The organism is Prevotella sp. S7 MS 2, assembly GCF_000762865.1.
Lineage (GTDB): Bacteria > Bacteroidota > Bacteroidia > Bacteroidales > Bacteroidaceae > Prevotella.
On sequence record NZ_JRPT01000033.1, the window covers coordinates 1 to 22,109 of the forward strand.

A 22,109-nucleotide genomic window follows, 5' to 3' on the forward strand; every position below is an offset into this window, starting at 1 on the left:
GATGCAAATACACCTATGGCAAACTTACGTCGTAAAAATGGCCGCGAGAGAGCATGGAACGTCAAATATCTAGGTATTGGTAACGAGAGTTGGGGATGCGGAGGTAACATGACACCGGAATACTACTCAGACTTATACCGCAGATATGCTGTTTACTGTAGAAACTTTGGCAATCATCAACTATATAAAGTAGCCTCAGGTGCCAGTGATTATGATTATAATTGGACAAAGGTCTTAATGAATAATGTCGGCAACAGAATGAACGGTATCTCCTTACATTATTATACAGTAAAGACATGGGAAGGCAGTAAAGGTAGCGCTACAGTTTTCAATAACGACGAATATTACAAAACTTTAGGCAAATGCTTAGAAATTGAAGATGTCATCAAGAAGCATTGCGCCATCATGAACGAGAAAGATCCAGCTAAGAAAGTTGACCTATTAGTAGACGAATGGGGAACGTGGTGGGATGAAGAGCCCGGTACTATCAAGGGACACTTATACCAACAGAATACAATGCGTGATGCCTTTGTAGCTGCCCTCTCGTTAAATGTATTTCAAAGACATACGGATCGCATCAAGATGGCAAATATTGCGCAAGTTGTCAATGTATTGCAAAGCATGATATTAACAGACACAAAAGGTACAGGCCACATGGTACTGACACCTACCTATCATGTATTTAATATGTATAAGCCCTTCCAAGAAGCCACTTATCTCCCATCCGAAACCCTGTGTGATTCCATGATCGTATCGAACAATCACACAATTCCTACCATCAATACATCGGCTGCAAAAACCGCAGATGGTCAAATTGCAGTATCAATAGCCAATGTCGACCTAAATAAACAACAAGAAATTGAAATCAAGACCGACGGATACAAAGCAAAAAATGTCGTCGCTCAGATTCTTACATCGAAAAATATCACAGATTATAACGACTTCTCACACCCGGAAACCGTTAAACCAGCCACATTTAAAAACTTTTCTATACATAATGGGAGTATTAGAATGAAAATTCCGGCCAAATCAATTGTGGTTTTGAGAATTTCGTAGTATATTTGTCATATCAATCCAATCAATACAAAATGAACGACAAAACATTAATGAACCACGCAGCTGATAATATTCGTATATTAGCGGCATCAATGGTTGAAAAAGCTAATTCCGGTCATCCCGGTGGTGCCATGGGTGGTGCAGATTTCATCAATGTACTTTTCTCAGAATTTTTAGTTTATGATCCAGAAGACCCAACATGGACGGGACGGGATCGTTTCTTCCTAGATCCGGGGCACATGTCACCAATGCTCTATGCAGCTTTGGCACTCCAAGGTAAATTCACCATTGACGAATTAATGCAATTCCGCCAGTGGGGCTCCCCTACTCCGGGGCATCCAGAGCTAGACGTTAAGCGCGGAATAGAGAACTCATCAGGTCCATTAGGACAAGGTCATGCACTTGCTGCAGGAGCAGCTGTAGCCGAAAAGTTCTTGGAAGCTCGCCTTGGACATACAATGATGCAACATAAAGTATATGCTTATATCTCCGACGGCGGCATAGAAGAAGAGATTAGTCAAGGTGTTGGTAGAATTGCTGGCACGCTAGGACTGAATAATCTCATTATGTTCTACGATGCTAATGAGATACAGCTTTCTACCGAATATGCAGAAGTTTCGAGCGAAGATACAGAAGCTAAATACAAAGCATGGAATTGGAATGTCATCAAAATCAATGGTAATGATCCCGATGCTATTAGAGAAGCATTGACAATTGCCAATCAAGAAGATTCAAAACCAACTCTCATTATAGGTAAAACTGTCATGGGTAAAGGTGCTTTACAGAACGATGGTTCTAGCTATGAGCGCAATGTTAAGACTCACGGTGCCCCTCTTGGCGGTGATGCTTATCGTAACACGATTAACAATCTTGGTGGAAATCCGGACAATCCTTTTATCGTTTTTGATGATGTTAAGGAATTGTATGCCAATCGCAAGAAACAGTTAAAGGAGATTGTAGTCATACGTAAACAAGCAGAAGCAGCATGGGCTGCAGCTAATCCTGATAAAGCTGCCATGATGAAAGAGTGGTTTTCTGGTAAAGCTCCACAAGTAGATTGGAGCAAACTAGAAGAGCCGAAAGCTGGAAGCGCGACACGTGTGGCTTCAGCAGCATGCTTAAAGGTTTTGGCACAGCAAGTTCCAAATATGATTTGTGCCTCAGCCGACTTATCTAATTCTGATAAGACAGATGGATTCTTAAAAGAAACCCACTCTATGAAGCACGGTGATTTCAGCGGAGCATTCTTCCAAGCAGGTGTATCAGAGTTGACTATGGCCGATATGTGTATCGGTATGATGCTTCATGGAGGCGTCATTACGGCTATGGGAACATTCTTTGTATTCTCTGACTATATGAAACCAGCCATTCGCCTAGCGGCATTGATGGGTACACCGGTTAAATTTATATGGTCGCACGATGCATTCCGTGTAGGCGAAGATGGACCGACTCATGAGCCAGTAGAGCAAGAAGCACAAATCCGTTTAATGGAGAAACTAAAGAATCATAAAGGACTTGACTCCGTTCGTGTATTCCGTCCAGCCGATGCCAAAGAAACAACTGTATGCTGGCAAATGGCAATGGAGAACATGTCTACACCTACAGCCCTTATCTTCTCACGCCAAGGCATAAACCCATTACCAGAAGGTACGAATTACGAAGAAGCACGCAAGGGAGCTTATATCGTTGCCAATAGTGATGAAGATTTCGATGTCGTACTTCTTGCATCGGGTTCTGAAGTCTCTACTTTGGTAGAAGGCAGCAACAAGCTAAAGCAAGATGGTATCAAAGTACGCATAGTAAGTGTACCATCCGAAGGCCTCTTCAGAAACCAATCTAAAGAGTATCAAGAAAGCATTTTGCCCACAGATGCGAAGAAATTTGGTATGACAGCAGGACTTCCCGTTACCTTAGAGGGCTTGGTCGGTGCTAATGGCAAAGTATTCGGATTGGAAAGCTTCGGTTTCTCAGCACCTTATAAGGTATTAGATGAGAAACTGGGATACACTGGTGAGAATGTATACAACCAAGTAAAGCAATTATTGGCTGAATAATTCAGTCATATACATATTATTAACCAATAATCAAGGAGAGCTCTAAAGGCTCATAACTTTGACAAGTTCTCCTTGAAATCTTAAAATTTCTAGCCTATGGAAGTAAAAAAGATTGGATTAGCTTGCGATCATGCAGGTTTTCCTTTGAAGAAATTCATTCTTGGATATCTTGAAGAAAAAGGTTATCCCGTTCAGGACTTTGGAACTTATAGTGATGAGAGTGTTGATTATCCAGACTTTGCTCATTCTTTGGCTGAAGCTATTGAAAGCGGTGAAGTATATCCGGGAATTGCTATCTGTGGAAGCGGCGAAGGCATGGCCATGACACTAAATAAACACCAAGGGGTACGTGCAGGACTTGCTTGGAATAAAGATATTGCACAATTAATCAGACAACACAACGATGCTAACGTATTAGTTCTGCCGGGAAGATTTATCGATAACAAGACGGCAGCGACTATCCTTGATGAATTTTTCAAGGCCACATTTGAAGGTGGAAGGCACGAAAGACGAGTAAATAAAATAGCTTGTAAATAATATGATCTACAATACTAGATCTTGAATATATTGGGCAAGGGTCGTATGGCTCTTGCCTTTTGCCAATATAATTGTATGATAATAATCCAACATCAAATCAATATATTATGAGAAGTCTATCTCCCACTTACGAGATATGGTATCAAGAAAGCGGTCTGAATGGGCTCTATAAGCAAATTGAACGTTGCGGACGCGTCTGTTATAAGAGCGAAGGTAATCGAACAGAGTCCTCTGCTAAGCCGTTTGTTGAACGAATGATTAAATCGCAACATACCGCAATGCTTGAACATGGTAGTGTTTATATGACAATGAGCCACCAACAAGCAGAGAAATACATTTTAAACAAATTTTCTAAATGTAATTGTGAGGCTGAACAAGCTTTCATCACTACCAATCTACGAGTGCTTGCCGAGAATGGATGGATGGATGATTTAGCCTATATGGTTGAGCCAACTGACAAACATGAGAAGAGGATTACAGTCCACTTCACGACCCAAATATCTATTACACGAGAGTTCAACAGACATCGCGCCAACTCTATGGCAGAGCAATCCACTCGCTATTGTAATTATACTAAAGATAAATTTGGTAGTGAAATTACGGTCAATACACCGCACTGGGTAAAACAACAAGTCTCAGATGACATCAATAACACATTACTATCAGCAGACTTCAAACAACTTTGTAGCCAAGTCTCGTCGGAAGAAGCCATAGAAAATTGGACTCTTCTAGACAGTTGGCTCTTTGCCAATTTGGCCAGTGAGTTTGCTTATATGAACTTGATTCGTCTAGGTTGCAAGCCACAAGATGCAAGAGCTGTATTGCCGCTAGACACCAATACCGAACTCATTCATACTGCATTTACCTCTGACTGGAAACATTTTTTCAATCTTAGAGCACTTGGTACAACCGGTGCACCACATCCTGATGCACAGCAACTAGCCCAACCTCTCTACGAAGAATTCATAAAACTAGGACTTATATAAACCCAATCATACAACAATGGAGAAATTGATTATCAACTCTTATGAAGAGTTTGCAGCCCATTTGGGTGAGCAATTAGGTGTTTCCGAATGGTTACAAGTTGACCAACAGCGAATCAATATGTTTGCAGATGCCACGCTTGATCACCAATGGATACACATCAACGAAGCTAAAGCACAACAAGAGAGCCCATACAAAAGCACTATCGCTCACGGTTATCTTACGCTTTCATTACTTCCATACCTATGGGGACAAATCTGTGAAGTTAACAATCTAAAGATGATGGTCAACTATGGAATGGATAAAATGCGCTTTGGAGTTCCTGTTATAACAGGTTCTAAAGTTCGGCTCGTTGCCAATTTGGACAGCATAGAAAACCTAAGAGGTATCTGCAAAGCCGGTATTAAATTCAAAATAGAAATCGAAGGACAAGGCAAACCTGCCATTGAGGGCATTGCAACCTTCCTATATTACTTCAAGTAGCCTAAAATTAGGCTACTTTTTTTATTTCCAACAGTTATTTATAAACAAAAAAATGCCGCTAGACATAGTCCAACGGCAATCTCTCATTTTTCAATTCGAGCTAACGAATTACATAGCTGAGTCAGCAGCAGCAGTATCAGCAGCAGCAGTGTCAGCAGCAGCGCTATCAACCATAGTTGTATCAGAATCTGCGTTACCAGCAGGAGCTGCAGTCTTGTTACCACATGATGCGAAAGAGATAGCTGCGATAGCTACGAACATTAAAACTAATTTCTTCATTTTCTTTGCTTTTTAAATCTGTAAAACAATCATTTGTTTATTAAAACGATGCAAAGGTAAGTAATTTTTTGAAACACCGTCCTCTTTTTTCATTTTTTTTTATGTCCGTTTTGTAACTTTTTCATAAATCACTATATATCAAGCGATTACAGTTGGTGAAATTATGTTAAAGTCGCATCACATCATCTCTACAGATGGCAAACTACTAGATTATTCCGGAAGATAGAAGTAGCATTCTACGCCCAAGAGGGTTAGAAATAAGTAATCTAAAGGCTGTATATTTCTTCGTATACTTATTGTCAGGTAGCGGATAAAGCCCATGTGCACGCAATCGTTCAATGGCATCATTCAAATGACGTTCGCTATGTGTCGACTTAATTATCTGATACAGGTAATCCATTGTCAACTGTGCCACTCGCCTATTGAGGGCTATTCGCTCTGCAATCGGCAATATAGCGGCCTTAGTTTGTAACTTATATAAAACCGTCTCAGCATCTTCTATCCTCTTTGCCACATATCTATTATCTTTATTATTGGTAATAGAACCTTCCCGATTACGATAGAAATACGCCTTGGCATTGGTCACAAATACCTTTGAACATCGCAACATTAATAAGGGAGTAAATTCTTCATCCTCTTTTAAAGAACCAGCTGTAAACCGCAAATCTCCCAAAATAGTTCGACGAAATATATACCTCCACACCGCAGCTTTCAAGTTGTGATGAACCATATATTCGCTTCCAAAAACCGGTCCTTCATAACTAAAAGGCACATCAACATCCTCTTTACGTCCACTTTCAAACAACACCATATCGGGCGAATGATACCTTGCTATATCCAAACAATGTTCATAAGCTGTCCGTAGCAACTTATCGTCGCCATCTACAAACTGAATATAATGGCCCGTAGCAACTCGTATTCCCATATTTCGAGCTACAGACAAGCCTCCGTTCGCCTGCCTTACATAAATAATAGAATCACGATATTCTTCCAAACTGTCCAAAGCCAAAATATCCGAACCATCATCAACCACTATCACTTCCCTATCATCATTGCTCAACGACAAGGCCATGATACTCTCTATACATTCTTGTAACAGAGAGGGAGGAAGATTATAAGCAGGAATAATAAAACTGATTAAAGGTGTCTTTGGTTCTTGTGTCATGTAGTTATGAGAAAATTGGTTGTCATGCAAAGGTACATAAAAAGATTAAAGTGGCTTAAGCTATTATCATTATATTTTCGTACATTTGCAACCTATGAAGATCTATAAGCAGCAACATACAGGCGATTACACCAACTATGTCATCAATCGGCAAGGCACTTTGTTGGAATGGCTCCTCGAAAACATTCCGGGAGAAAGCCGGAATAAAATCAAGGCGACTCTACAAGGAAGAGGGATTAAAGTTCAAGGGAAGATTGTTACACAATACAATTATCCTCTTCAGTCGGGAATGAAGGTGTCGGTCAGCAAAACCAAGAAGAATGTAACGTTCAAAAGTCGCTATATCAAGATTGTGTACGAAGATAGATATATCATTGTCATTGAGAAAAATATCGGCATACTCTCCATGGCTGCCGGCCATTCTTCGCTCAATGTAAAGACCGTACTAGACGACTATTTACAGCAGACACGCCAACACTGTACCGCCCATGTAGTTCATCGACTTGACAGAGACACTAGTGGACTCATGATTTATGCCAAAGATATTCAAACAGAACGATTGCTAGAAGAAGATTGGCACCATATCGTTTATGACCGACGCTATGTTGCTGTTGTCTCAGGTGAGATGATAGATGACGAAGGAACCGTCGAAAGTTGGCTTAAAGACAACCGAGCTTATATCACTTACTCATCTCCGGTAGATAATGGGGGCAAATATGCTGTGACTCATTATCATGTATTAGACCGTACAACAGCATATAGTTTAGTAGAGTACAAATTAGAAACTGGGCGTAAGAATCAAATCAGAGTCCACAGCGCTGATATTGGTTTTCCTGTTTGTGGAGACATAAAATACGGTAATGGCGACAATCCTTGCCAACGACTATGCCTCCATGCTTACATGCTATGTTTCTACCATCCCGTCACTCACCAGCGTATGGAGTTCGAGACTCCCATCCCCACGGCATTCCGTCAATTATTCAAATAAGACACAACACAAATGACTTCTACTTTCACCTATTATATATATGTATTGATAGCCATCATCGTTGGCTTCTTTGTGATAAAAAAAATCACCGGCTGTCTTATCAAGACCGTTATCGGAATTGCACTCATCGTAATCCTTGTTGCAATCTATTTTCTCTATTACGCTTAAAAGTCAAATCGGGCAGTAACATTGATTTGCCTTCCCGTCAAATAGTTCGGGACGGCGTATTGTTGTTGGGTTACATCAGTAATCCAATAGTAACTGTTTACATTGTTGATACCTAGTACATTCAAACATTCCATTCCGAGCCACACATCTTTCAAGAAACTTGAGCGCTCGGCCTTGACTCTATCCCATAAACAATAGTTCAGGCCAATGTCGGCTCTCCTATATGCAGAGGCTCTAAAAGCATAACGGTCCAGTTCTTGATGCGGAGCAAAAAAAGGAAGTCCATCTGAAAAAGCCAGCCTTAGACTCATCTTCCACCTATCACTTCCCGGAAAATAATCAGTAAAATAGAGGTTTAGCGCATAGCGACAATCCGATGGAAGCGGAATACTTTTCCCATTCAGTTTCATACTTGTGTTCATCAACGACACATTCAACCAAGAATCTGTACCCGGCACAAACTCTCCATACACACCGACTTCTACTCCTGCTGTATGTCCTGATGAGACATTATCTCCATAATAAATAACTTTCATATTATTCACGGAATATGGTATCAAGTTGCTCAAAGCCTTGTAATAGGCCTCTGCGGTCAACTTATATCGCCTACTTTTAATATGGAAGCGATAGTCATAGCCTAGAATAAAATGGATAGAGCGCTGACTTTTAATATTCCTATTCAACGTTGCATAGGTTGTTCCGTCTACAGTATTCGTATCTCTCAGCTCTTTATAAAAAGGAGCTTGATAGTAAATGCCCGTCGCAAACCTCAGCGTAGTATTCTCACTGTAGGCCGGAATAATACCTAAGGATATACGTGGACTCATAATTGTCTCACGATTGAAATTCCAATGACTTATTCGAACACCGTAATTCAGTGTAAAGCGGCTATGCCCACCGGCACTCGTAAACCTGTAAGTATCTTGCAAGTACGCCTCTACTCTATTAGCATCCAAAGCATTATTGGCTTTCATCGAATATATCATCTTCAAATCTTTACCGGTATGAGGTATGCTATACCCGGCCGAATCTCTCATTTCATATTCAGTAGACTGCTCTTCTATATGTTCTTGCTTAAATTGTAATCCTGCTTCAAAAGCATGCTTTTGCGTTTTATGGGTCATTTTCAGCAACAAGCTCCTTACATTTGCTTTCAAGTAGTTTCGTGAATGTTCAAAATAAGTACCCACTGCGAGGTTCTCACTCGTCTCAGTCTGATTTAGCCAATATTGACCTTGAATATCGTATTTCTCTTGTTCGTGCGTATAATATGCCGACCCTAGCAATGTCACTTTTGTTTTTGATCCCAATATTCCTGATATTCCGATACTACCGAAATAAGTCGTAAATCGGTCTTTCTCGTGTCCGTCGAAATACACCTTAAACTTTTTCACATTATCAATTGTTCCAAAAGCAGTTTCCCTATCTTCCGGTTCAAAGTTATAATGATTGTCCGATATATTACCAAGGATATTGATTTCCCAGTTTTTAGAAGGTTGATAGCTTAAATAAGTCTGATAGTCTAGATAGCTTGGACGATATTCTCCATTCGTCTCCAACGTACCTAAAAGGTAACGAGAGGTTTTATACCTCACACTATTCAGCCAAGATATTTTCTTCGTTGCCATTCCTAGATATGCGCTTCCTCCCAGCATACTTGCAGAGACAGTACCTTCCAACGCTCCGGGCGACAGTCTTTTATAATTGATATCAAGCACCGAAGACATCTTATCTCCATATTTGGCAGTAAATCCACCGGCCGAAAATGCAATCTTATCCACCATATAAGGATTGATAATAGACAATCCCTCCTGCTGTCCACTCCGCACCAAGAAAGGGCGAAATATCTCTATACCTTCTATATATACACTGTTTTCATTAAAGTTTCCACCTCTCACATTGTATTGGGACGAAAGTTCATCGTGTGACGTAACACCAGCTTGCGTCTGAATCAAATTCTCCACCGCATTGCCACTAGCCGAGGGTATCGTCTTCAAATCTTTTGCTTTCAAATCGCGTACTTGTCCGGTCTCTATCTTCTGTCCTTGCACTTGCACTTCGGCCAATGTATTGTCAGAATATAGAACCACTTGCAAAGTCTGCTTACCTTTTGGGTGACGAAGCACACGTGTTTTTGTCTTATACCCTACTGTAGAAAACTTCACAACGACAGAATCTTCAGTCATCAGAGTCAGCTGGAATTCCCCATTGATAGAAGTCATCGTTATCTTCCCCTGCTTTGGCACAGCGACCGTGGCAAAAGGCAATGCCTTCATCTCTCCATCAGTCACCTTCCCTTTCAAAATGAAGCTCTGTCCCATGCCATAAATGACATGAAATATCAGTATAGTCAAAAAGATTACTTTCCGTATCATGCTCTTATAACGTTTCATTCCGTATAATATTACATCAGCATCTTTCCTTATCGACACTTCATCCCCATCTATTCGTATTACTGCAAAGTTTATACAGCATTACTGTCTGCACCTTGCAACAATGCTGTTTGTTATCAGCAACCCTACTGTAGAATCTTGGCAGTAAATCCATCCATGTGGTAAAAAGATATAATAATGATATAGGCAGCTTATAAATTCGATTTTAATTGTTACTTTTGCAATAGACAACTATTACAAAAATGATTAGTAAGGCTAAAATAAAATACATTAAATCTCTAGAGCACAAGAAGTTCCGGAAGGCAGAGCAAGTCTTTGTTGCAGAAGGCCCAAAAGTGATTGGAGACATGATGCAGACCACAAGCCCTAAGATAATTGTTGCTGTAAAGGATTGGTTTGATAAGCATCACGTGCCAACAGATACGGAACGCATCACTGTAACCGAAGAGGAACTTGCAAAAACAAGTTTCTTACAGCATCCGCAGGAAGTTCTTGCCGTTTTTCCGATTCAGCCCTTCACGGCAATGGCAACAAATGAATTAACAGGGTTGGAAATTGCCCTAGATGGCGTACAAGACCCCGGTAACCTAGGCACCATTATTCGTATTGCCGATTGGTTTGGTATCGAAAACATCTATTGTAGTACAGATACTGTCGACGCCTTTGGACCCAAAACTGTCCAAGCCACTATGGGAAGCTTATCACGAGTAACAGTTACCTATGGCGACTTGACTTCACGCCTCACCTCACTCCCCCCCACAACTCCCATTTATGGCACGCTACTTGATGGAGACAACCTTTACGAACAACCATTGGAACCAAAAGGAGTCATCGTTATGGGCAATGAGGGAAACGGAATATCACCACAAATCAAAAAATTAATCAATAGAAAATTATTCATACCCAACTTTCCTAAGGGTAGGAAAACTGCTGATAGTTTAAATGTAGCGATTGCAACAGCTATCGTTTGCGCAGAATTTAGGAGAAGATAATATGAGAAACGAAGATTTATATAAGAGTAGAAGTTTCGCAGGCTGTATCAAATCAGCCTGCGACATGGTAGTCACCAATCCTATTAAAATATTGAAAGCCACTTGGCTTCCAACCATCATACTAGCCATAGCAGAGACATTCATCATGTTGACTTATATCCCTGATATGACCATCACACAATTTGGCTTCTCCTACCCTGCCCTCACACTCACACTAATGGTTCTATGTTGGATACTATCGGTTATTGCTTCCATTTGGTTTATCAGCAGTATTTACAGGTTGGTCAACGGCCAAAGTTTCAAAGAGACATGTAAGCGCAGCGCTATTATCACCATATTCTACTCCATCGTTTGTATCTTGATAAGCTCTACACTTGCATATGGTTCTCCCGCTTTTGCCACATTTCTCATCAAGCACAAGTTAATGGCAGCTCCCACAGCCATTACCGGTAGTTACCTTACTGCCACCATATTGGCGATTGCAATTATTGCAGCTCTCCTCCCGGCTGTCTCCTCCGGCACAGAATATCTGGTAGAAAAAGAAACTTCATGGAGAAACATTCTTGGTACAGGCTATAAAAGAGGATGGAAACATTGGGGGTTTCTCTTCACAACCAACCTGATGACACTGATTACTGCTACATGTTTTGGCTTTTTATGCCTGTTACCACTGCTAATTATTGGCGGAGCGCAGACTGCCAATCAATTAGGAATGCTTAACGGCGACCCCAATGGCGCTCCTTCCTACTTCCGTTGGTTGCTCATTGCGACGTCAATCATCACTCTAACTTTCATGAACTATATCTTCCTATGGGGATGTATGGTCAATTATTACGCAATGGGTTCCATCAACCAACGCGAAGAGGAGAAAGCAGCAGCTAAAAGCAACACAACTGATAATATGCCATTGATATATGAATAAGAAACAAAGAATACTCTTTATAGACAGAGACGGCACACTGATAGAAGAACCTGCCGACGAACAAATTGACAGTTTCGACAAACTCAGATTCTGTAAAGGAGTCTTTAAAAACCTCGGTTTTATACGTCAACAGCTAGATTTCCTCTTCGTTATGGTAAGCAACCAAGATGGCTTAGGCACTGATTCTTATCCCGAAGAAACTTTTTGGCCAACCCATCATTTCGTCCTGCAAACGCTTGAAGGAGAAGGAATAACTTTCGACGACATTAAGATTGACCGGCATTTCCCGGAAGATAACTCACCCATGCGTAAACCGGGAACGGGTATGTTGCAAGAATATATGAACCAAGCTAAGTTTGATTTAGCCAACAGCTACGTCATTGGTGACCGAGAGACCGACCGTCAGCTGGCAGAAAATCTTGGTTGTAAAGCGCTCATTCTGAATCAAGACGGAATGACATGGGATAAAATCGCTGAATTATTATTTGCCGGTGAACGTATTGCAGAGGTAAGACGGACTACCAAAGAGACGGATATCTACGTGAAAATAAACTTAGATGGAACCGGAAAATGTGACATCTCTACAGGCTTAGGATTTTTCGACCACATGCTCGAACAGATTGGAAAGCATGGCATGATAGACCTTACGATACATACAAAAGGAGATTTACAGGTAGACGAACATCACACGATTGAAGATACCGCAATATGTTTGGGAGAATGTATCTTACAAGCACTCGGCAACAAACGGGGCATCGAACGCTACGGATATTGCCTACCAATGGACGATTGCCTTTGTCAAGTAGCTCTCGACTTCGGTGGACGCCCATGGTTAGTATGGGAAGCAGAATTCCACAGAGAGAAAGTTGGAGAGATGCCTACCGAGATGTTCCTACACTTTTTCAAAAGTTTAAGCGATGCCGCCAAGATGAATTTAAACATTAAAGCGGAGGGAACCAATGAGCATCACAAAATAGAAGGCATATTCAAAGCATTGGCTAGAGCTTTAAAAATGGCTATCAAAAGAGATATATATCACTATGAGCTCCCCTCGACTAAGGGTTCCTTATAGTGTTAATATATTATAAATCATAACAAACTATTAGTTTTTACATATTCCTCTCATAGGAATTTAGTAACTTTGTGGCCAATTTAGTCCGTGGAGGCTTAGTAAAGTGTCGACAAATATGTCGAACGCCTTACGGAGAAACCGTTTAATATATAAATAATGTACGCAATTGTAGAAATTAACGGTCAGCAGTTCAAGGCAGAACAGGGCAAGAAGTTCTTCGTTCATCACATCAAGGATGCTGAAGCTGGTAAGACTGTTGAATTCGACAAAGTTCTGCTCGTAGACAACGACGGAGCAGTGACTGTCGGTGCACCTACTGTAAGTGGTGCGAAAGTAGTAGTTGAAGTTGTGACCCCTCTCGTAAAGGGTGACAAGGTTATCGTTTTCAAAATGAAGCGTCGCAAAGATGCTCGCAAGCGCAACGGTCACCGTGCACAATTCACAGAAGTAGAAATCAAATCAATTAACGCTTAACACAGGAGGAACAAACAATGGCACATAAAAAAGGTGTAGGTAGTTCTAAGAACGGACGCGAATCAGCTTCTCAGCGATTAGGTGTAAAGATTTGGGGTGGTCAGAAAATCAACGCAGGTAACATTATCGTTCGCCAGCGCGGTACAAAACATAATCCCGGTGAGAATGTGGCAATCGGTAAAGATGACACATTGTACGCTTTGACAGACGGAGTTGTTTACTTCCGCAAGGGACGTAAGAACAAAAGTACTGTTTCTGTGCTGTCACCCGAAGCTTATGCTGAAGTAACAAAAAAGGCTGAAGCTTAAAACAACAAAAAAATTATTCCAAACAAACAATAGAATGCCAATCTCTTCACAGGGATTGGCATTCTGCTTTTTTGTGGATATTCATTACTCTGAAAGAAATATTTTTAGTATATTTGCCAACAATATCGTATAATCAAAAAACTAATAAAAGCATATGCTTACACTTAAACTCATCAGTGAAGAAACTGAACGTGTAATAAAAGGTTTGGAGAAAAAAAACTTCGAAGGTGCTCAAAAAATCATTGAAGATGTATTAGCCATTGACAAACGTCGTCGCGAAGCACAACAAAAGTTAGATTCCAATAAACAACAAGCCAATTTACTATCTAAACAAATTGGCGGTTTAATGAAAGAAGGAAAAGCTGAAGAAGCTAAATCAATAAAGGCTAAAGTCGCAGAATTCAAAGAAACAGATAAGCAGTTACAAGAAGAGATGGAAACTGCACAGCAAGAACTTACTAATTTACTGCTTTCTATTCCTAACATTCCAAACGAAGATGTGCCGGAAGGTAAAGACGCATCTGACAATGTCGTCGTCAGAGAAGGTGGTATCAAGCCGGAACTCAAGTCTGAAGCATTATGCCACTGGGATATTTGTAAAAAGTATAATTTGGTAGATTTTGATCTTGGCGTAAAGATAACCGGTGCTGGCTTCCCAGTCTATATAGGCAAGATGGCTCGTCTGCAAAGGGCATTGGAAGCATTCTTCCTTGACGAAGCACGCAAGAGTGGCTATTTGGAAATACAACCTCCTTATGTTGTAAACGAAGCATCAGGCTATGGTACCGGCCAGTTACCAGACAAGGAAGGCCAAATGTACCACGCCAATTTGGATAACTTGTATTTGATTCCTACTGCCGAAGTTCCTGTAACCAACATCTTTAGAGATGTCATTTTGGATGAAAGCAGCCTTCCTATCAAGCGCTGTGCCTACTCAGCTTGTTTCCGTAGAGAAGCAGGATCTTATGGTAAGGACGTGCGTGGTTTGAATCGTTTGCATCAATTTGACAAAGTCGAGATTGTGCGTATTGACACCCCGGAACATTCCTATGAATCTTTGAACGAGATGCTCGTTCATGTAGAAGGACTTTTACAGAAACTAGAACTCCCCTATCATATACTACGTCTATGTGGAGGAGACATGAGTTTCACCTCAGCTATATGCTATGACTTTGAAGTATGGAGTGCGGCACAACAACGTTGGCTGGAAGTTTCTTCTGTGTCTAACTTTGAAAGCTATCAGGCTAATCGCTTGAAGTGTCGCTATCGCCGTGCAGCCGACAAGAAAACAGAACTTTGCCATACCCTAAACGGTTCTGCATTGGCTTTACCAAGAATTGTTGCGTCCATCTTGGAAAACAATCAGACTCCAGAAGGAGTACGAATTCCGAAAGTCCTTGTCCCTTATTGCGGTTTTGAAATACTCGACGATAAAAACTTCTAAAGCTTTTTGACTGCATGAAACATAAAACTATCTTGGCTATCTGCCTTCTTCTCACTTCAGTTGGCTCTTTTGCCCAACATGCTGTTGGTGTTACAACCATCAAACCGTATGTAGGATTGAGCTATGCTTCCATGTTCAACGGCGACCTTGATTTCAGGAAAGGGATGATCGTGGGGGTTGATTTTGAAAAGAGGATAGCCAAGTGGCTTTCCATTAGCGCAGGAGCTGCATATGCTCCATTAGGTGGCAAATATAATGACAGCAATGACAAAAGTTTCATTTGGAAGCACGACTATCTTACATTTCCTGTCACAGCAAATTTCTATCCTGTAAAGGGTTTAGCATTTAAAACAGGCTTACAGGCAGGACTAAGCATCAGAAACAGACAAGAAAGTATTGGTAACAGTACTCTCATAATGAAAGACATGGAAGGAAGTCTAAAACCATACGACTTGTCAATACCTGTTGCTATTTCATACGAACTATACAATATTGTACTAGATGTACGTTGGAACATCGGTATCATAGACATCGGTTCAAGCAATCCATGGACTGGCAATCTCTATATGCATAATTCACATCTTGGGGGAGCTAACTTTGCCTATTTATTTACAATAGGCTATCAGTTTGAATTATAATCAGCCGTTGCTTTAACAGCAACTAACCCGATATTCTATTAATACACCATAATTCACATGAACAAGATTATTTATAAGGAGCAATACTCTGAGAAGGTATTTAGATTTGATATTGAAGCACCACTTATTGCTAAAAGTAGAAAGGCGGGCAATTTCATTATTGTACGTGTAGACAACAAGAGTGAGCGAATGCCTCTTACCATTGCTGATGCTGACATTAGTAAAGGAACTATTACACTGGTCATCCAAAAAGTAGGCTTATCGTCTACCAAATTATGTAATCTAGAAGTTGGAGACTATGTGGCAGATGTAGTCGGTCCATTGGGAAATCCTACTCATATTGAGAATTTTGGTACTGTCGTATGTGCAGGAGGTGGAGTCGGTGTAGCTCCAATGTTACCCATAATTAGAGCATTAAAAGCCGCTGGTAATCGAGTACTCTCTGTCTTGGCTGGAAGAAGTAAAGACTTAATCATCATGGAAGATGAAGTAAGAGCTTCATCCGACGAGACCATCATCATGACCGATGATGGAAGCTATGGTGAGAAAGGTGTCGTGACAGTAGGTATAGAGAGACTCTTGAATCAAGAGCATGTGGATAAAGTCTTTGCTATAGGGCCTCCTATCATGATGAAATTCTGCTGTTTACTCACGCAGAAATATAATATACCTACCGATGTATCACTGAATACAATCATGGTTGACGGTACTGGCATGTGCGGAGCATGTAGGTTAACCATTGGCGGAAAAACTAAATTCGTTTGTATTGACGGCCCCGAATTTGATGGCGCACTGGTGGATTGGGACGAGATGTTCAAACGTATGGGAACGTTCAAGGATTCTGAAAAAGACGAAATGGAACATTACCAAGAGCACTTGTTTGGCAACTCAACAGAATCTATAACAGAGACTACGGATATTACAATGGATCAGGCTCCTACAGAAGATTCTATGGAAGTATTGACAGATAGGAATGCCGAATGGAGAAAGAACTTAAGAACTTCTTTAAAAGCAAAAGAGCGCACACAAATTGAGCGTGTAAAAATGCCAGAGCTAGATCCTGTGTATCGAGCTACGACTAGATTAGAGGAAGTAAACATTGGCCTAACTAAAGAAATGGCATTAACAGAGGCAAAACGTTGTCTAGACTGTGCAAAGCCCACTTGTGTAGAAGGCTGTCCGGTAAAAATCAATATTCCATCATTTATCAAAAATATTGAACGTGGTCAATTCCTTGCTGCAGCTAAGGTGTTGAAAGACACCTCTGCCCTACCAGCAGTATGCGGCCGTGTATGTCCTCAAGAGAAACAATGTGAAAGCAAATGTATTCACCTCAAGATGAATGAGCCGGCTGTAGCTATAGGATATTTGGAACGTTTTGCAGCAGACTATGAACGTCAAAGTGGTCAAATGTCTATACCGGAGCTTGCACCGTCAAATGGCATCAAAGTGGCAGTTATTGGCTCTGGTCCATCAGGCTTAAGCTTTGCCGGTGATATGGTAAAACGCGGCTTTGAAGTTTATGTATTTGAAGCTTTACATGAAATAGGTGGTGTATTAAAATATGGTATCCCGGAATTCAGACTTCCAAATCACATTGTAGATGTCGAGATTGAGAACTTAAGAAAGATGGGAGTACACTTCCAAACAGACTGTATCATAGGTAAAACAATCTCTATCGAGCAGTTGGAACAACAAGGATTCAAGGGCATTTATGTGGCTTCAGGTGCTGGGCTACCAAATTTTATGGATATTCCGGGAGAAAATGCAATCAATATCATGTCAAGTAATGAGTACTTGACACGTGTAAATTTGATGGATGCTGCCAATCCCACTACTGATACACCTATCAATCTCGGCAAGCATGTACTCGTCGTTGGTGGTGGAAATACCGCAATGGATTCATGTCGTACAGCTAAACGTCTAGGCGCAGATGTCACACTTGTGTACAGACGTTCGGAAGCTGAGATGCCTGCTCGATTGGAAGAGGTAAAACATGCTAAAGAAGAAGGTATCAATTTCCTAACTTTACACAATCCTATAGAATATTTGACTGATGAGAATGGAGCTGTAAAAGCTGCCGTATTGCAAGTAATGAAATTGGGAGAACCGGATAGTAGCGGACGTTGTCGTCCAGAACCTATTCCGAGAGAAACTAGAACCATAGAAGTTGACCAAGTGATTGTAGCTGTTGGTGTCAGCCCTAATCCACTGGTCCCCAAAAGTATCTCCGGCCTAGAGTTGGGCAGAAAGAATACTATCGTTGTCAATGAAGATATGCAATCTAGCAGACCTGAGCTGTATGCTGGTGGGGATATTGTACGCGGAGGTGCTACTGTAATCCTCGCAATGGGTGATGGAAGAAAGGCCGCTGCAGGAATGAGTGCTCAACTCATAGCTAACTAAAAGCATTTATCAGATGATTTTTAACAAAATTTACACGACAAAATATCTATCTCTGCTTATTCTTGTTTTTCTGGGCACACACAATATATATGCTCAGAAAAAGAGAAAGCATGTCCGCCCAACGCCTCAAAAAGAAATAACACATACGCAATCACCTTTGGAAACGATGCCGATTGCCAAAGTTATGTTTGTAGATAGCATTGTTGTTGATTTCAAAGATTTCATCCAGCAGATTCCCTTAAACCCAGAATCCGGCACACTCTTATCGTACAATAAATTTTTCTCGACAACGGATGAGTCAGCAAAGACCGTTCACATCAATGAATTCGGTAACCACTGTTACTATGCAAAAGGAGACTCCATAGCCAGTCGTCTTTATACGCAAGATAAATTAGGGGATACTTGGACTAATGAACATGTATTAGAAGAGATTCCATCTAGTTATCAGTCTATCAATTATCCTTTCATGTGCACCGATGGAATTACACTTTTCTTTGCAGCTAAAGGTGGAAACAGTATTGGAGGATATGATGTCTTTATGACTAGACATAATAATAATGATGGCCATTTCTATACACCAGAGAATTATGGATTACCATACAATTCAGAATTCAACGATTATCTCATAGCTATAGACGACATTGACTCTCTAGGATGGCTAGTTACAGACCGTCATCAACCAGAAGGGAAAGTATGCATCTATACATTTGTACCAACAACTTCTCGCGTCAATATAGATACTGAACAATTCAATAAAGATGAAAGAATGGGCTATGCTCAACTTAATAGCATAGAAAAAACATGGACTTTTGGAGACAGAGCGAATGCCCTCGAACGTATTAAAAAATTAAAAACAAGATTACAAAATCAATTGATAGTTGCAAATGACATCGCTTTTGTCATCAACGATAATGTGACCTATCACTCTATCAATGATTTCAAATCACAGGAAAACAAAAATTTATTCCAACAATTAGTTCAATTAAAGAAGGAATATCTAGCTAACACCCTATTACTTGAAAGTCAAGTTAATAAGAACAAAATTGATAGTAATCTACAAGATTTAGAAAAGAGATGTATCCAATCTCACCAAGAAATTCATGCATTAGAGAAAAAAATAAGAAATACAGAAAATCTTTTAATTAAATAAACAGAATTATTATGGACACACAGAAATACTTTGCAGAGTCTGAACTCATCATTAACTCTGATGGTAGTATATTCCATCTACATCTCAAACCTGAACAACTAGCAGATAAGGTAATTTTAGTTGGTGACCCGGGACGAGTGCAATTAGTAGCCTCATTCTTCCAATCAAAAGAATGTGAAATATCTAATCGCGAATTTCACTCCGTCACCGGAAGTTATAATAACAAACGAATCACAGTTCTTAGTACAGGTATCGGATGTGACAATATAGACATTGTAGTAAACGAACTAGATGCTTTAGCAAACATTGATTTCGAGAGTAGAACCGAAAAACTCAATAAGCGCCAATTAACTCTGATAAGAATTGGAACTTGTGGAGGCTTACAGCCAAACACTCCAGTAGGTACATATATTGCTAGCGTCAAGAGTATCGGATTCGACGGATTACTAAACTTCTATGCAGGCCGCAATGAAGTTTGCGACTTAGAGTTTGAAGCAGCTTTCAAAAAGCACATGAACTGGAATCCCCTATTATGCGCCCCCTACGTCATTGATAATAATGCCGAGCTAGTAGAACGGATAGCCGGCATAGAAATGGTACGCGGTGTAACAATTGCCTGCGGTGGTTTCTTTGGTCCTCAAGGACGTGAATTACGCATTCCACTAGCCGACCCAAAACAAAATGGAAAGATAGAATCTTTCGAATATAATAACTATAAGATTACTAACTTTGAAATGGAAAGCAGTGCACTAGCAGGTTTATCTAGACTCATGGGGCATCAAGCAATGACCTGCTGTATGGTTATAGCAAACAGATTGGCCAAACAAAGCAATACTAATTATAAGAATAGTATTGATGGACTAATCAAACTTGTCTTAGAACGTATTTAATTGATGAATCAAGAAATTTTGAATCCACTTTCTGACCATTCAACCATCTGTGCACTCGCAACCCCTCCCGGTGGTGCCATCGGAGTTATTAGACTCTCCGGACCAGATGCTATCACTATTACACAGACTCTTTTCCGTAGCCATACGGGAAAGAGTTTGTCATCAGCAAAAGCCAACACTATCCACTATGGAGAAATTATTGATAATGAGGGGAAAACCATTGATGATGTATTAGTCAGCATCTTTCGTGCCCCACATTCATATACAGGAGAAGATAGCGTAGAGATTTCATGTCATGGTAGCCGATATATCCTACAAACCGTATTAACTTTGCTCTCTTCTAATGGTTGCCGACCAGCACAACCGGGAGAATATACCCAACGTGCATTCCTCAATGGCAAGATGGATTTGAGTCAGGCTGAAGCCGTCGCTGATTTGGTTTCTGCCAGCAATGCAGCCAGTCATAAGCTAGCAATCAGTCAATTAAAAGGGAATTTCAGTAGTAAACTACAGATATTAAGAGAGCAACTTTTAAAGATGACATCGCTAATTGAGCTGGAATTGGACTTTAGCGATCAGGATGTAGATTTCGCCAATCGCAATGAACTGCTACAATTGGCAAAGGATATAGATACTCATATTACAGCTTTAGCACGTTCTTTCAAAGCTGGTCTCGCTATTAAACAAGGAATTCCTGTAGCTATTATCGGCAAAACCAATGTTGGAAAAAGTACATTACTCAATCGACTCCTACATGAAGATAAAGCTATTGTCAGTGATATCCACGGAACTACACGTGATGTTATCGAAGATACAGTAGACATACATGGCATTACATTCCGATTTATAGATACCGCTGGCATTCGGCAAACACGAGACACGGTAGAACAACTAGGCATCAAACGAACTTATCAAAAACTGGAAGAATCCTCTATCATTATTTGGTTGTTCGACCAACAACCAAGTGAGGAAGAATTACAAAGCATATACACACAAACAGAAAGGAAGAAATTGATACTGGTTCACAATAAGGTTGACCTCTCTCCTACCGTTAATGTAAGAAATGCCATACACATCAGTGCTAAGCAAGGAAACAATATAGAGCAACTAGAGAATGAACTTTATAAAGCTGCTGGTATCCCAGAAATTACAGAAAACGATGTAATTGTCACCAATGCACGCCATTATGAAGCACTAACAATGGCACATGAAAGCATCAACCGTGTCATTAATAACTTGGAAGAAAATGTTAGTGGCGACTTATTAAGCGAAGACCTTCGAATATGTCTAGACCAACTGGCCGATATCACCGGAGGACAAATCACCACCAACGAGGTACTCGGAACCATATTCAGCCATTTTTGCATCGGTAAGTAGGATGCAATAAATAACCATTACCAACCATCACTATTGATAGCGTAAAGCCCCTAAATAAAGGACTTTACGCTTTTTCTTTGTTATCAATACCGATTGATAATACCCTTTGTTTACTCCATTTTTGTACCGCATTTGTAACTTGGGCTCTCGTCTCAGGCTTGTGCCATCATCTACGAAATGATATTGAAGGCACTTTTGAGACGCATTGAGACAATGACGAAATGTCATTGATTGCCCAAATGAGAATTGGTGAGAAAATGCGAGATGCCATGAGACAGTCTCGGAGAGTAATAATAATAAAATTAAGCAAGTATACGCGAGTTCGGGAA

General features: G+C 40.5%; 21 protein-coding genes. 18 read left to right on the plus strand and 3 right to left on the minus strand.

Going from position 1 to position 22,109, the window contains the following annotated elements; genetic code table 11:
• The 5 genes from HMPREF0671_RS06870 to HMPREF0671_RS06890 all read left to right on the plus strand — a co-directional run.
• A partial coding sequence (locus tag HMPREF0671_RS06870; protein WP_036898586.1) for an alpha-N-arabinofuranosidase occupies window positions 1-1,056 on the plus strand: 1,056 nt, incomplete at its 5' end.
• Between the two features lie 32 nt (window positions 1,057-1,088).
• Window positions 1,089-3,110, plus strand: a complete 2,022-nt coding sequence (locus tag HMPREF0671_RS06875; protein ID WP_036898589.1) for a transketolase — start codon at window positions 1,089-1,091, stop codon at window positions 3,108-3,110.
• Window positions 3,111-3,206: 96 nt separating this feature from the next.
• A complete protein-coding gene (rpiB, locus tag HMPREF0671_RS06880; RefSeq protein WP_036898592.1) occupies window positions 3,207-3,647 on the plus strand; it encodes a ribose 5-phosphate isomerase B in 441 nt (146 codons plus the stop codon).
• Window positions 3,648-3,754: 107 nt separating this feature from the next.
• Window positions 3,755-4,633: an FAD-dependent thymidylate synthase gene (locus HMPREF0671_RS06885; protein WP_036898594.1), complete on the plus strand. Its 879-nt coding sequence runs from the start codon at window positions 3,755-3,757 to the stop codon at window positions 4,631-4,633.
• Window positions 4,634-4,649: 16 nt separating this feature from the next.
• On the plus strand, window positions 4,650-5,114 hold the full coding sequence (locus HMPREF0671_RS06890; RefSeq protein ID WP_036898596.1) for a MaoC family dehydratase: 465 nt from the start codon (window positions 4,650-4,652) through the stop codon (window positions 5,112-5,114).
• Window positions 5,115-5,222: 108 nt separating this feature from the next.
• Here the strand turns inward: HMPREF0671_RS06890 and HMPREF0671_RS12400 are convergent, their stop codons facing one another.
• Both HMPREF0671_RS12400 and HMPREF0671_RS06895 read right to left on the minus strand, forming a co-directional pair.
• The gene (locus HMPREF0671_RS12400) at window positions 5,223-5,393 is read right to left on the minus strand and encodes a hypothetical protein (protein WP_197421747.1); all 171 of its coding nucleotides are present in this window, start codon (window positions 5,391-5,393) and stop codon (window positions 5,223-5,225) included.
• Window positions 5,394-5,598: 205 nt separating this feature from the next.
• Window positions 5,599-6,558: a glycosyltransferase gene (locus HMPREF0671_RS06895; protein ID WP_036898598.1), complete on the minus strand. Its 960-nt coding sequence runs from the start codon at window positions 6,556-6,558 to the stop codon at window positions 5,599-5,601.
• A gap of 94 nt (window positions 6,559-6,652) precedes the next feature.
• Between HMPREF0671_RS06895 and HMPREF0671_RS06900 the strand changes: the two genes are divergently transcribed.
• Window positions 6,653-7,546 carry an RluA family pseudouridine synthase gene (locus HMPREF0671_RS06900; RefSeq protein ID WP_036898601.1) on the plus strand — a complete coding sequence of 298 codons (894 nt, stop codon included), beginning with the start codon at window positions 6,653-6,655 and terminating at the stop codon, window positions 7,544-7,546.
• Window positions 7,547-7,558: 12 nt separating this feature from the next.
• Window positions 7,559-7,714 carry a hypothetical protein gene (locus HMPREF0671_RS12405; protein ID WP_197421748.1) on the plus strand — a complete coding sequence of 52 codons (156 nt, stop codon included), beginning with the start codon at window positions 7,559-7,561 and terminating at the stop codon, window positions 7,712-7,714.
• On the opposite strand, the gene HMPREF0671_RS06905 is transcribed toward HMPREF0671_RS12405, so the two are convergent.
• Window positions 7,711-10,089: a TonB-dependent receptor domain-containing protein gene (locus HMPREF0671_RS06905; RefSeq protein ID WP_036898629.1), complete on the minus strand. Its 2,379-nt coding sequence runs from the start codon at window positions 10,087-10,089 to the stop codon at window positions 7,711-7,713. The two genes, HMPREF0671_RS12405 and HMPREF0671_RS06905, sit on opposite strands and share 4 nt — an antisense overlap.
• Window positions 10,090-10,349: 260 nt before the next feature.
• Between HMPREF0671_RS06905 and HMPREF0671_RS06910 the strand changes: the two genes are divergently transcribed.
• The 11 genes from HMPREF0671_RS06910 (at window position 10,350) to mnmE (ending at window position 21,780) form a co-directional block, all read left to right on the plus strand.
• A complete protein-coding gene (locus tag HMPREF0671_RS06910) occupies window positions 10,350-11,099 on the plus strand; it encodes an RNA methyltransferase (RefSeq protein WP_036898603.1) in 750 nt (249 codons plus the stop codon).
• Window position 11,100: 1 nt separating this feature from the next.
• Entirely contained in the window at window positions 11,101-12,021 is a 921-nt protein-coding gene (locus tag HMPREF0671_RS06915) for a hypothetical protein (protein ID WP_036898606.1), read from the plus strand.
• On the plus strand, window positions 12,014-13,093 hold the full coding sequence (hisB, locus tag HMPREF0671_RS06920) for a bifunctional histidinol-phosphatase/imidazoleglycerol-phosphate dehydratase HisB (protein WP_036898609.1): 1,080 nt from the start codon (window positions 12,014-12,016) through the stop codon (window positions 13,091-13,093). Before HMPREF0671_RS06915 ends, hisB begins: the two co-directional genes overlap by 8 nt.
• Before the next feature lie 156 nt (window positions 13,094-13,249).
• Window positions 13,250-13,567, plus strand: a complete 318-nt coding sequence (gene rplU / locus HMPREF0671_RS06925) for a 50S ribosomal protein L21 (RefSeq protein WP_036898611.1) — start codon at window positions 13,250-13,252, stop codon at window positions 13,565-13,567.
• Window positions 13,568-13,584: 17 nt separating this feature from the next.
• Window positions 13,585-13,875, plus strand: a complete 291-nt coding sequence (gene rpmA / locus HMPREF0671_RS06930) for a 50S ribosomal protein L27 (RefSeq protein ID WP_036898614.1) — start codon at window positions 13,585-13,587, stop codon at window positions 13,873-13,875.
• 154 nt (window positions 13,876-14,029) lie between these two features.
• A complete protein-coding gene (serS, locus tag HMPREF0671_RS06935) occupies window positions 14,030-15,319 on the plus strand; it encodes a serine--tRNA ligase (RefSeq protein WP_036898617.1) in 1,290 nt (429 codons plus the stop codon).
• Window positions 15,320-15,333: 14 nt separating this feature from the next.
• Window positions 15,334-15,957, plus strand: a complete 624-nt coding sequence (locus HMPREF0671_RS06940; RefSeq protein ID WP_052052908.1) for an outer membrane beta-barrel protein — start codon at window positions 15,334-15,336, stop codon at window positions 15,955-15,957.
• Window positions 15,958-16,014: 57 nt separating this feature from the next.
• On the plus strand, window positions 16,015-18,363 hold the full coding sequence (locus HMPREF0671_RS06945) for a bifunctional dihydroorotate dehydrogenase B NAD binding subunit/NADPH-dependent glutamate synthase (RefSeq protein WP_036898620.1): 2,349 nt from the start codon (window positions 16,015-16,017) through the stop codon (window positions 18,361-18,363).
• 13 nt (window positions 18,364-18,376) lie between these two features.
• On the plus strand, window positions 18,377-19,513 hold the full coding sequence (locus HMPREF0671_RS06950) for a hypothetical protein (protein WP_036898623.1): 1,137 nt from the start codon (window positions 18,377-18,379) through the stop codon (window positions 19,511-19,513).
• A gap of 11 nt (window positions 19,514-19,524) precedes the next feature.
• Window positions 19,525-20,403, plus strand: coding sequence for a nucleoside phosphorylase (locus tag HMPREF0671_RS06955; RefSeq protein WP_036898626.1), 879 nt, complete (start codon window positions 19,525-19,527; stop codon window positions 20,401-20,403).
• A gap of 3 nt (window positions 20,404-20,406) precedes the next feature.
• Window positions 20,407-21,780 carry a tRNA uridine-5-carboxymethylaminomethyl(34) synthesis GTPase MnmE gene (gene mnmE, locus HMPREF0671_RS06960; protein WP_052052910.1) on the plus strand — a complete coding sequence of 458 codons (1,374 nt, stop codon included), beginning with the start codon at window positions 20,407-20,409 and terminating at the stop codon, window positions 21,778-21,780.
• Window positions 21,781-22,109: the final 329 nt, after the last annotated feature.

Excerpts from the sequence above, each read along its gene's own strand:
- HMPREF0671_RS06915 (WP_036898606.1), top strand. The coding sequence starts at position 11,101 with ATGAGAAACGAAGATTTATATAAGAGTAGAAGTTTCGCAGGCTGTATC.
- HMPREF0671_RS06910 (WP_036898603.1), top strand. The coding sequence starts at position 10,350 with ATGATTAGTAAGGCTAAAATAAAATACATTAAATCTCTAGAGCACAAG.
- rpmA (WP_036898614.1), top strand. The coding sequence starts at position 13,585 with ATGGCACATAAAAAAGGTGTAGGTAGTTCTAAGAACGGACGCGAATCA.
- HMPREF0671_RS06945 (WP_036898620.1), top strand. The coding sequence starts at position 16,015 with ATGAACAAGATTATTTATAAGGAGCAATACTCTGAGAAGGTATTTAGA.
- HMPREF0671_RS12400 (WP_197421747.1), bottom strand. The coding sequence starts at position 5,393 with ATGAAGAAATTAGTTTTAATGTTCGTAGCTATCGCAGCTATCTCTTTC.
- rpiB (WP_036898592.1), top strand. The coding sequence starts at position 3,207 with ATGGAAGTAAAAAAGATTGGATTAGCTTGCGATCATGCAGGTTTTCCT.
- hisB (WP_036898609.1), top strand. The coding sequence starts at position 12,014 with ATGAATAAGAAACAAAGAATACTCTTTATAGACAGAGACGGCACACTG.
- HMPREF0671_RS06900 (WP_036898601.1), top strand. The coding sequence starts at position 6,653 with ATGAAGATCTATAAGCAGCAACATACAGGCGATTACACCAACTATGTC.
- HMPREF0671_RS06955 (WP_036898626.1), top strand. The coding sequence starts at position 19,525 with ATGGACACACAGAAATACTTTGCAGAGTCTGAACTCATCATTAACTCT.
- HMPREF0671_RS06895 (WP_036898598.1), bottom strand. The coding sequence starts at position 6,558 with ATGACACAAGAACCAAAGACACCTTTAATCAGTTTTATTATTCCTGCT.
- HMPREF0671_RS06940 (WP_052052908.1), top strand. The coding sequence starts at position 15,334 with ATGAAACATAAAACTATCTTGGCTATCTGCCTTCTTCTCACTTCAGTT.
- HMPREF0671_RS06950 (WP_036898623.1), top strand. The coding sequence starts at position 18,377 with ATGATTTTTAACAAAATTTACACGACAAAATATCTATCTCTGCTTATT.
- HMPREF0671_RS06890 (WP_036898596.1), top strand. The coding sequence starts at position 4,650 with ATGGAGAAATTGATTATCAACTCTTATGAAGAGTTTGCAGCCCATTTG.
- rplU (WP_036898611.1), top strand. The coding sequence starts at position 13,250 with ATGTACGCAATTGTAGAAATTAACGGTCAGCAGTTCAAGGCAGAACAG.
- HMPREF0671_RS12405 (WP_197421748.1), top strand. The coding sequence starts at position 7,559 with ATGACTTCTACTTTCACCTATTATATATATGTATTGATAGCCATCATC.
- serS (WP_036898617.1), top strand. The coding sequence starts at position 14,030 with ATGCTTACACTTAAACTCATCAGTGAAGAAACTGAACGTGTAATAAAA.
- HMPREF0671_RS06905 (WP_036898629.1), bottom strand. The coding sequence starts at position 10,089 with ATGATACGGAAAGTAATCTTTTTGACTATACTGATATTTCATGTCATT.
- HMPREF0671_RS06885 (WP_036898594.1), top strand. The coding sequence starts at position 3,755 with ATGAGAAGTCTATCTCCCACTTACGAGATATGGTATCAAGAAAGCGGT.
- HMPREF0671_RS06875 (WP_036898589.1), top strand. The coding sequence starts at position 1,089 with ATGAACGACAAAACATTAATGAACCACGCAGCTGATAATATTCGTATA.
- mnmE (WP_052052910.1), top strand. The coding sequence starts at position 20,407 with ATGAATCAAGAAATTTTGAATCCACTTTCTGACCATTCAACCATCTGT.